Annotated in this window: 12 protein-coding genes; 6 read left to right on the forward strand and 6 right to left on the reverse strand. The window is 63.4% G+C overall.

Annotation, left to right across the window (positions count from 1 at the left end):
- Positions 1–472 precede the first annotated feature (472 nt).
- From MKK82_RS23805 to MKK82_RS23820, 4 genes are all read left to right on the forward strand, one after another.
- Positions 473–763, forward strand: a complete 291-nt coding sequence (locus MKK82_RS23805; protein ID WP_243987033.1) for a hypothetical protein — start codon at positions 473–475, stop codon at positions 761–763.
- 90 nt (positions 764–853) lie between these two features.
- Entirely contained in the window at positions 854–1,132 is a 279-nt protein-coding gene (locus MKK82_RS23810) for a hypothetical protein (RefSeq protein WP_243987035.1), read from the forward strand.
- A 68-nt stretch (positions 1,133–1,200) separates the two neighbouring features.
- Positions 1,201–2,601: a hypothetical protein gene (locus MKK82_RS23815; protein ID WP_243987036.1), complete on the forward strand. Its 1,401-nt coding sequence runs from the start codon at positions 1,201–1,203 to the stop codon at positions 2,599–2,601.
- Between the two features lie 2 nt (positions 2,602–2,603).
- Positions 2,604–3,014 (forward strand): hypothetical protein, encoded by a 411-nt coding sequence (locus tag MKK82_RS23820; RefSeq protein ID WP_243987038.1) that lies wholly within the window; start codon positions 2,604–2,606, stop codon positions 3,012–3,014.
- 139 nt (positions 3,015–3,153) lie between these two features.
- Here MKK82_RS23820 and MKK82_RS23825 read toward each other — a convergent pair whose 3' ends face one another.
- From MKK82_RS23825 to MKK82_RS23845, 5 genes are all read right to left on the reverse strand, one after another.
- Positions 3,154–3,588 carry a GFA family protein gene (locus tag MKK82_RS23825; protein ID WP_243987039.1) on the reverse strand — a complete coding sequence of 145 codons (435 nt, stop codon included), beginning with the start codon at positions 3,586–3,588 and terminating at the stop codon, positions 3,154–3,156.
- Positions 3,589–3,646: 58 nt separating this feature from the next.
- On the reverse strand, positions 3,647–4,024 hold the full coding sequence (locus MKK82_RS23830; protein ID WP_243987041.1) for a VOC family protein: 378 nt from the start codon (positions 4,022–4,024) through the stop codon (positions 3,647–3,649).
- A 168-nt stretch (positions 4,025–4,192) separates the two neighbouring features.
- Positions 4,193–4,945: a sulfite exporter TauE/SafE family protein gene (locus MKK82_RS23835; protein ID WP_243987042.1), complete on the reverse strand. Its 753-nt coding sequence runs from the start codon at positions 4,943–4,945 to the stop codon at positions 4,193–4,195.
- 14 nt (positions 4,946–4,959) lie between these two features.
- The gene (locus MKK82_RS23840) at positions 4,960–5,232 is read right to left on the reverse strand and encodes a tautomerase family protein (RefSeq protein WP_243987043.1); all 273 of its coding nucleotides are present in this window, start codon (positions 5,230–5,232) and stop codon (positions 4,960–4,962) included.
- 145 nt (positions 5,233–5,377) lie between these two features.
- Positions 5,378–5,599: a hypothetical protein gene (locus MKK82_RS23845; RefSeq protein ID WP_243987044.1), complete on the reverse strand. Its 222-nt coding sequence runs from the start codon at positions 5,597–5,599 to the stop codon at positions 5,378–5,380.
- Positions 5,600–5,711: 112 nt separating this feature from the next.
- Between MKK82_RS23845 and MKK82_RS23850 the strand changes: the two genes are divergently transcribed.
- A complete protein-coding gene (locus MKK82_RS23850) occupies positions 5,712–6,602 on the forward strand; it encodes a LysR substrate-binding domain-containing protein (protein ID WP_243987045.1) in 891 nt (296 codons plus the stop codon).
- A 612-nt stretch (positions 6,603–7,214) separates the two neighbouring features.
- Positions 7,215–7,568, forward strand: coding sequence for a hypothetical protein (locus MKK82_RS23855; protein WP_243987046.1), 354 nt, complete (start codon positions 7,215–7,217; stop codon positions 7,566–7,568).
- Positions 7,569–7,895: 327 nt separating this feature from the next.
- Here the strand turns inward: MKK82_RS23855 and MKK82_RS23860 are convergent, their stop codons facing one another.
- Positions 7,896–8,222, reverse strand: a complete 327-nt coding sequence (locus MKK82_RS23860; protein WP_243987047.1) for an HU family DNA-binding protein — start codon at positions 8,220–8,222, stop codon at positions 7,896–7,898.
- Positions 8,223–8,418: the final 196 nt, after the last annotated feature.

Consider the following 8,418-nt stretch of genomic DNA (forward strand, 5'->3'; position numbering starts at 1 on the left):
CCTCCTCAGCCGTCTCAGCGGCGATGCTCACCATCTGCCGTGTTGTACCCGAGTCCGAACCCGCGAAGCGGAGGACGAAGCTCAGGACATAGGCCTGCGTCGCCATCGTTACGTTTTCCGCTCTCGAAACCGGATCCCGGCTCCGCCCCCGTTCTCGGGGATGAACTCCAGGCCGGCGGCTTCGAAGGCTTCCACTAAGGCGCGGTTGTTCATCGTGGTCAGCCGAGCGCCTTCCTCCCGGCGCTCGAACGCCCCGATGGTCGATTTCGAGACGCCAGACGCCTCGGCTAGGTCGGCCTGTTCCCAGGCGAGGAACGAGCGCCCTGCGCGACAGAGGCGGGGAGACAGTGAAGCGACCACGGGTCCAACCTTTTTGAGCCGTCAGATTGTAGCTGAGGCACAAGGCTGTTGACAAGGTGCGTCCTTGCCATCTAGGTTGCGTCTCAGGCACAAGGTAGCCTCTGAGGCCGCAATGTCCCACCGCACCGTCTCCTGGACCCGCATCGACCGCGCCGGCCAGGACGCCCGCACCAAGATCCCGGCCGGCCTGCTCGGCGCCCGCGCCCTCGTTCAGCTCGGCGCCCGCACCCGCCCCCTCGTCGTCGCCGGCCGCTATGACCGCGCCGCCATCATGGCCGCCGCCTGCAAGGCTGCCACCGGCATTCAGGAGCGCTGCGGCGTCTCCCGCCGCGAGGCGCTGGCCTCCGCCCTCAAGGCCACTTGGCAGGTCGCCAAGGCCGCCCACCGGGCCGCCGCTCACTAACCCCCTGACCGCGCCGCGCTGTTCGGCGCCGAAACGGGACTCCCTTTCACCACCGACCCACCGCCACGAGCCCCACCAGGAGCACGAACGATGAAGCACGCCCGCATCCCCGATTTCTCGCAGGCCGTCCCGGTCCGCATCACTGTCAGCAGCAAACCGGTCCGCGTCCCGGTGGATCGCCGCTACCGCAACCTGCCCGACGAGACGCCGCCCGGCGCAATCGAGCCCTGGCAGGCCGTGGCCCCTGTCCGCCCCGACACCGCGCACAGCTGCTCCCCGCGCTTCCTCGACGTGGCCGGCGAGCTGCTGGCCGCTGTCGCCATCATCGGCGGCGGCATGGTCCTGACCGGCCTCGCCTCCCTGCTCTGATCCGCCGACGTGGCGGATCGCCCGTCGCGCTTTCGTCCCCTGATCCTATGATCCCTGGAGGCTTACCTATGCCCTCGCTCAACCCGTTCCGCCGTCAGCAGCCAGACCGCCCCTCACTTCGCGAGCGCGCCGCCGACCTGAAGGCCAGCCTCTCGCGTGCCGTCCAGCAGCCGGAGCCGCAGGCCGCAGCCGAAGCCGCAGCCGAGGCCGTCGATTGGGACAGCCCGCCACCCGGCTTCATGGCCTACCCGGAGCGGGAGCCGATGAGCTTCATCAACATCCCCGAGGGGCTGCGCTTGGAGCTGGAGCGCCTGCACGACATCGCGGATGATGAGTTCGAGCGCCGAGCCAAGGCCGCTGAGCAGCGCACCCGCGAGGCCCTGCGTACAGGCTTCGAGAACCGCCTACGCCGGCAACTGCGCCTTGATGAGATCCAGGCGGCGCTCTCCCCGGAACGGCCTGTCTCAGCGGGCACCGAAGCCGAGGGGACCATCTTCTACGAGGACGCCGCCGGCAACACGCGCCGCGCCCCGGTCGCCGAATGGATCAACTTCACGGCCATGCGCCTCTACACGGTGGCGCGCCAGGAGCTGAGTCGCCGGTTCACCGCCGAGTGCGGGAGTCTGGACGAGGCCGGGAACCGCACCTTGGACGCCAAGCTGCGGCGCGAGTTGCGGACTGACGCCCTGTTCGCGCTGGCCTTCCGATCACACAACGTGTTCGAGGCGGCCCAGATCAAGCGGCACGGCACGGATGAGGAGATCGCTGCCGCGAGGGCCGAGGGCAGCCCTGACCCGATCTTCGCTGCCATGCAGGCGGCTCACTACGCAAAGCTCGCGCACGATCAGTTCGAGGAGCGGATCAAAGGCACCGTTTCAAACCCCGCCGACCGTGAGGAAGAGCAGCGACTGATGGATGCCGACAGCCGCGCCCTGGCCGCCGTCTACGCGACGACGCCGACCTCACGCTACGGGCAGCTCGCGCTACTTCACTGGATCCGCGAGCAGATCAGCAACGCCGGTTGTTTCGACGGCGAGCCTGCTGACGGGCACGAGTCCGTCTGGGCTGACGGCTACCGTGCCTTAGAGGCGGCCCTGCTCGCGCCGCCGACAGACCGAGGCAATCTGGCTCGCAAGCAGGCCGATGAGGTCGACCTGTCCGGCTGCAGCATCCGGGTTCTCGCTCGTCTGTGCGAGAAGTTCACCGCCCCGGCCGACATGTGGTCCGACATGTCGTGTCTGCCCTTCGTGGAGGCGGATGAGGCCGCCGCCCGCGTCGTCGATGAGGAGTATGTTCGAGCCGGGCACGTTCGTGACCGCATCATCGGCCTCCTCCGCAATTATCGCCCGAAGGACGACGACGAGCGCGACGAGATCCTAGGCGCCCGCCTTCGGTACGAGATGGATTGCGAGGGCGCGATCCGGGACGCGGTTCTGCTCGCCGACCTCACTGCCGCGTGGAGAGCCTGATCGTGGGCGAGATCTTGACCTTCACTCCGCGTTTGAAACAGGCCGCCCCGGAGTTTCCGGGGCCGGTCTCCCCGATGGATCTGCGCGCCGAGATCGAGGCAGGCGCGCAGGCTGCCCTCGACATGGCGGATCGGTTCATCGCGATCCTCGACCGCCTCGACGGCGAAGCAGACCACGAAGACGGCGGAGACGCCGAGCCGTCCCTAGCCGCCCCCGAGAACGCCACCTGCAGCCAGGTCGTCTGGATGCGAGGCAACGATGCCGATCGCGAGATGGAGGCGCCCGAGGCCGTGCTGCCCGAGGTGCGGACCGAGGCCACCGTGATTGAGGTAGAGCCCCTGCGCTGGGGTGGACATGGGAATGTGGTTGCGGCAGCTGGTTCGCTGCTCATCGACCTGTTGGAACGGGCATGATGCAGGCGCTGCTAAGGGTCATTTTCGGCCTGTCCGCTTACGGAGCTAAATCAACGAGAAGCAGCCGAACCTCAGCCATTCGAGACCAATTTTCTCCGGATCCGAAAACAGTCTGGCAATAATTCGGCAGCCAGAAATATCAAACTTTCGGAATGTAGTTGAGTGTGCCGACGCGCTCAGTTGCCTGCCCCGTATCACTTGGATGGTTGACGCCGTCGACGACCGGCACTTCAGTAAAATTGAAGGGACTTATTCCATCCAAGCAGGCAACGTTGACGCCGAACAGGTTCGGGTTAGAACGACGCTGGTGGTGCGTATAAATTCCGCAACGCGAGCAAAAGAAATGCTGTGCTGTGCCGGTGTTGAAGCGGTAGCTCGTCAGCGCTCCTTCTCCTTTTATGAAGCGGATGCTTCCTAATTCCGCGGAGACGACAACTGCTCCTCGCATCCGGCAATAGGAGCAGGTGCAGCGGCGAATGGTGCTGAAACCTTCAACGAGCGTCGCTTCGAAAACAACATTGCCGCAGTGGCATCGGCCTCGTCGAAGGTTTAAGTGATCGACCCTTTTGCCCATAGCCCCCAATCCCTTTGTCGGCGTCAGAGCGCTAGCTCTATGGACCATGTCACGTCTATCAGACACTCGGAAAGCTAATTGCTTCGATTTTGTTGCCATCTAAATCGAATATGAAGGCACCGAAATAAGTCGTCACTGTCGCTCGGCGTAGGCCAGGTTGACCGGCATCGCGGCATCCGTGCGCAAGGGCTTCGTCGTGGAAGTTTCGTACAGCATCAACGTCGGGCGCCCGCAGACAGACATGTGCTCCGGTGTTTTCAGATAGCGGCGGCAACGTAGGGCGGTGATTGAGCCATAAATCAGGGTATTTTTTGCCAAAACCGACTGTATTCGTGCGGTCTACAAGGCGGTCAAGGCCTAGTGGCGCGAGAATGCACTCGTAAAGCGCTGCGCTTATTGCTAAATCACGGACTGCTATCGAAGCGTGATCTATCATGTTCTGCCAAAAAGATCATATTGATTGTCATAAGTTTGTATTAAGCGTAGATCAGCTTACAGCGCTGGATATTTATTAGTATGGCTGAAGAGCGGTCGCCTATATTCATCAATACGCATTGTGATGTCTGTCGAGATCTGGGCGCGTCGTCGGGTCTCGGACGTGCATTTACAGCAATGATCTTACAACAAGATGGGTGCCGAGTGTGAGGAGCCCCAAGAAGAAACAGCGTCGGAAGATCACCTCGCTCACACGGCTGCGCACCCAGCCGCCCAGGATCATTCCAACGAGGGCTGGAACGAGCGCGGCGACCGATGTGCCGAGAGCCATACCGTGCAACGTGCCCGCCTCTGTCAGCGCTGCGGCGAGTGCCAGTGTCGAAACAGTGAATGACAGGCCAAGAGCCTGGATCAGGTCTTCCTTGGCGAGGCCGAGCGCACCGAGATAGGGCACCGCGGGGATCACGAACACGCCGGTCGCTCCCGTAACGAGGCCCGTGGCTGCACCGACCAGTGGCCCGAGCCAGCGCTCCGAGGCGTCCGGCACCGAAAAGCGTACCGCGGTCAGGCCCAGCCCGGCATAGGTGATCAGCGCGATGCCGAGGCTGATACTAGCCCATCCCGCGCCGCCGGCGCGCACGAACCCGGTTCCCGCGAGCGTCCCGACGACGATCCCGGTCATCATCGGCCAGAGGCGTATGGCGATCGTCCCGAACCGCGGGCCCGCCAACAACTGCCAGACGTTCGTTACTAGGGAGGGGACGATCAGCAGCGAGGCGGCCTGCGCAGGCGCGAGGACCAGCGTCAGCAAGCCCATCGCGACCGTCGGCAGGCCAAGCCCGACCACTCCCTTGACGAAGCCCGCTAGGAGGAACGTCAGCGCCGCGACGAACAGCAGATCGGTCTCGAACGGAGGCATCATCTCTGTCAGCCTCGTCAGACCTGGATCACGTAACCGAGGTCGACATCGCAGGCGGCTTGGCCGCCGCGCAGGCCGACGTCCTCAGGGGCGACCTCGACGAGCACGATCTTCACGTCCTCAGGCGCCACATCGTGCGCAGCGAGAGCTTCGACGAGCGCCCGGTAGAGATTGCGCTTGGCTTCCAGGGACCGTCCTCGGAACAGGCAGATCTCGATCCGCGTGAAGCGGTCGCCGACATTTCTCGGCCTGAGGAACGTGTCGACGGGGTGTTCGACCAGACGTGCCACCGGTTCGTCTTCGGGCGTACCGAAGCTCCCCGCGACAGTACGGTGGACCGTCTGAAGGAATTGCTCGCGCCGCTCGCCAAGCCAGGATCCCGCGACTTCGACCATGATGTCCGGCACGGTGAGTTTACCCTTCTTGTACCCGTGATCAGTCGTGCCGCAGCATGTCCTGGATCACCTCATCGACTTTACCCCCCGGAACTGGCGACTGCACCGCTCCGACCGCGACCGTGCTGCAAGCGACCTGCGGGCGGTGCAGCTGCGACGGCGCCGCGAGCGCGATCAGGCAGACGGCGACCATCGCAGCCAAACGGATGGCGACGAGAGCGAGGAAGTGCTCGGATGTGGTGACTGCAGAATGGGAAGCCATGCCTGAAGCCTGTGGGCGTTCGGGCCTCGCCACAATGCGGAAGCATGCCCAGGCAGACTTCGGCTCAGCCGAAGGGGCTTGCGTTCTCGCGAGAGCGGGCGACGATACTCCGATGCGCTTCGACCTAACCGATCTTCGCCTCTTCTTGCACGTCGTCGATGTCGGGAGCATCACCCACGGCGCGGAACGGGCCGGGATGGCGCTGGCTTCGGCGAGCGAGCGCATCCGGGACATGGAGCTGGCAGGCGGCGTATCCCTGCTGGTGCGCAACCCGCGCGGGGTGCAACTGACGCCGGCGGGGCGGGCCGTAGCCCATCACGCCCGCGTCGTGGTCGGCCAGCTTGAGCGGATGCGTGGCGAGTTGCGGCAGTATGCCGGCGGGCTCCGCGGCCATGTGCGCGTGCTGGCCAACACGGCAGCCTTAACCGAGTTTCTACCTGACGCTTTGGCCGACTTCCTAGCCATTCATCCGTCCATCGACGTCGATTTGGAAGAGCGGCCGAGCCGGGAGATCGTCGCGGCTATCGCCGGCAGTCTCGCTGACATCGGCATCGTCGCCGACACTGTCGATCTCGCGGCGTTGGAAACGCGGCCGTTCCGCACCGATCAGCTCGTCCTCGTCGTATCGGAAGCGCATGCCTTGGTTCAGCGCGGCAACATCGCCTTCCGGGAAATTTTAGACGAGCCTTTTGTCGGCTTGGCGCACGGCAATGCGCTGCAGATCCACCTCGCTGGCCACGCGGCGCTGGCAGGCCATCACCTCAAACTGCGCGTGCGGGTCGACGGTTTCGATGCGGCCTGCCGGGTCGTCGCGCGGGGGATCGGCGTAGCGGTCATTTCCGAGGCGGCCGCGCGCCGTGCCGCGGCTCGGCTGCCGATCCGCTGGATGCCCCTCACCGACGCCTGGGCGCTGCGACACCTGATGCTGTGTACACGCAGCCTAGCAGCCTTGCCTGCACACGCCCGACAGATGGCCGCGCATCTTTCGGCTGACGCGTTCTGACCCGTTGTTCCGTGGCCGCGACAAGGATGGATCGAAGTTCGCGCGATTGCACGGGACGTCCGCATTCGGGTGAAAGGTCAGGGCCGCTTGGCGCCCCGTGCCGAAGTTACCGGGTCTGACGAACGGCCGCTTTGGAGAAGCGCAGGCGGAGGTCTGGATGGCTGCGTTGGGTCGATTACGGAATGGCCGTTCAGGGTGGTTTTGTGACGGTCCGCTTCCGGGGCGCAGGTCCATAGGAGCGGACATCGGCTCGTGCCCGCTCACGACCTTTTGCAGAAGCCAGCAGCGCCGGCGTGCGGGCTGCTCGGAAAGACAGTGACCTACGACCGGGACGCGTGGAAAGCGGACAACCTATCTCAGCAGTAAAAGCCACGTGCAAGAGCGCCTATACGGACATAAGTGTACAGGTCAGAATGCCCTTTTCTTAAACAGTTACCGCTGTTGAGAGGAAGAATGAGTAACGGAAAAACTATTGCTGTACATAGCTCAATACAACGCAAATTTTTAATTAACCGCGAAGCCGGTCGCAAACTGTTCCGAAAAATCCTCTTGTACGGACCTTTTTTTGGATATGTTTGCTTCGTTCTAGGATCTATAAGCGCGAGATACCGAGTGCGGATCCAATTCCCTGAAAAATTAGATATTTCATTCCAAAATATCATGATCGAAATCATAGTATATCTGTTCTATCTCCCATTTTCCTACATCTTCGGTATCATACCCGCAGCAACATTTGCTTGGTTATACATGCGCCTCACCCGAGGGCTGCACATATACCAATTCATTGCGCGACTGATAATCGCTCCGCTAGTCGGTCTCGCGACTATGTTGCTGTTCGTTGCGCCCTTCTTGCTCATTACACGCGGCGCAACAGGTTTTTATTTTCATGTAATGATAATTTTGAGTTGGGGCGTGGCCGCTGCCTTCATGACCGTGCTGCTGTTTGATCGTCGCTATACCGGCTGAATAGTGAAGATGTTTGTTGCCACAGGCCGCTTCGCCCGTTGCGGATGCCCGCAATGAATTGGATTTCGCCTATCCCATTCGGGGCGAAGGACTACGGACCGCTTCCCGCCCCGAACCGAAGTTGCTGGACAGCCGACAAACGACCGCTTTGTGGAAGTGCCAACTGCGGTCCGATCGACCGGGTTGGGTCGCAAGCAGCCGGCGCGCAGCTCCTAGCCCTCGCCCGGTGCTGCCTCGCCACACACGCCGAGATCGGCACATTGCTGGGCGTCTCAGAGCCGTCCCACGTCGCGGAGGTGAAGGCGGCCCTGCAGCCGGTCAGCGAGATCAGGAAGCCCGGAGGAGCCGTTCCGCTTCCTCCTCCGGCTCGACCTTCGGGCGGTTGAGCCGAACCCGCATAAGCTTGCCCCTCGTGAAGTTGACCGTCGTCCTGGCCGGCACCGCGACGTGGGCACCCGACCGCGGGTTGCGGCCGTCGCGGGCCTTCGTCTGCTTCGTGGAGAAGGCCCCAAACCCGCGCAGCTCCACCCGGTGGCCGTTCACTAGCGCGTCGGTGATCCGGTCTAAGATGGCATCGACCACTGCCTCGACATCCCTCGCGTAGAGGTGCGGGTTCTGCGCCGCGACGCGTGCGACAAGCTCGGATCGGATCATGCCGGGTAGGTGCAGGGACCGGACCGCGAGGAGCGAGTGCGTGGTCGCACCGTTCCTACTTCCCTCTTGCGCCGTCTACCTTGCCCTCGGTGGCATCAGCACCGGCGCCGGTCTTGAAGAAGTCCTCGACCGGCCTGCCAAGGGCTTCGCTGAGGCGCCTCAACGTCCGCAGCTTGCGCTCGCGCTCGCGTGCCTG

It is taken from the genome of Methylobacterium sp. E-046, assembly GCF_022829625.1.
Taxonomy (GTDB): Bacteria; Pseudomonadota; Alphaproteobacteria; order Rhizobiales; family Beijerinckiaceae; genus Methylobacterium; species Methylobacterium longum.

What these genes read in the sequence shown, in the direction of transcription:
- MKK82_RS23805 (WP_243987033.1), top strand. Translation starts at nt 473, where the DNA reads ATGTCCCACCGCACCGTCTCCTGGACCCGCATCGACCGCGCCGGCCAG.
- MKK82_RS23810 (WP_243987035.1), top strand. Translation starts at nt 854, where the DNA reads ATGAAGCACGCCCGCATCCCCGATTTCTCGCAGGCCGTCCCGGTCCGC.
- MKK82_RS23815 (WP_243987036.1), top strand. Translation starts at nt 1,201, where the DNA reads ATGCCCTCGCTCAACCCGTTCCGCCGTCAGCAGCCAGACCGCCCCTCA.
- MKK82_RS23825 (WP_243987039.1), bottom strand. Translation starts at nt 3,588, where the DNA reads ATGGGCAAAAGGGTCGATCACTTAAACCTTCGACGAGGCCGATGCCAC.
- MKK82_RS23830 (WP_243987041.1), bottom strand. Translation starts at nt 4,024, where the DNA reads ATGATAGATCACGCTTCGATAGCAGTCCGTGATTTAGCAATAAGCGCA.
- MKK82_RS23835 (WP_243987042.1), bottom strand. Translation starts at nt 4,945, where the DNA reads ATGATGCCTCCGTTCGAGACCGATCTGCTGTTCGTCGCGGCGCTGACG.
- MKK82_RS23845 (WP_243987044.1), bottom strand. Translation starts at nt 5,599, where the DNA reads ATGGCTTCCCATTCTGCAGTCACCACATCCGAGCACTTCCTCGCTCTC.
- MKK82_RS23850 (WP_243987045.1), top strand. Translation starts at nt 5,712, where the DNA reads ATGCGCTTCGACCTAACCGATCTTCGCCTCTTCTTGCACGTCGTCGAT.
- MKK82_RS23860 (WP_243987047.1), bottom strand. Translation starts at nt 8,222, where the DNA reads ATGATCCGATCCGAGCTTGTCGCACGCGTCGCGGCGCAGAACCCGCAC.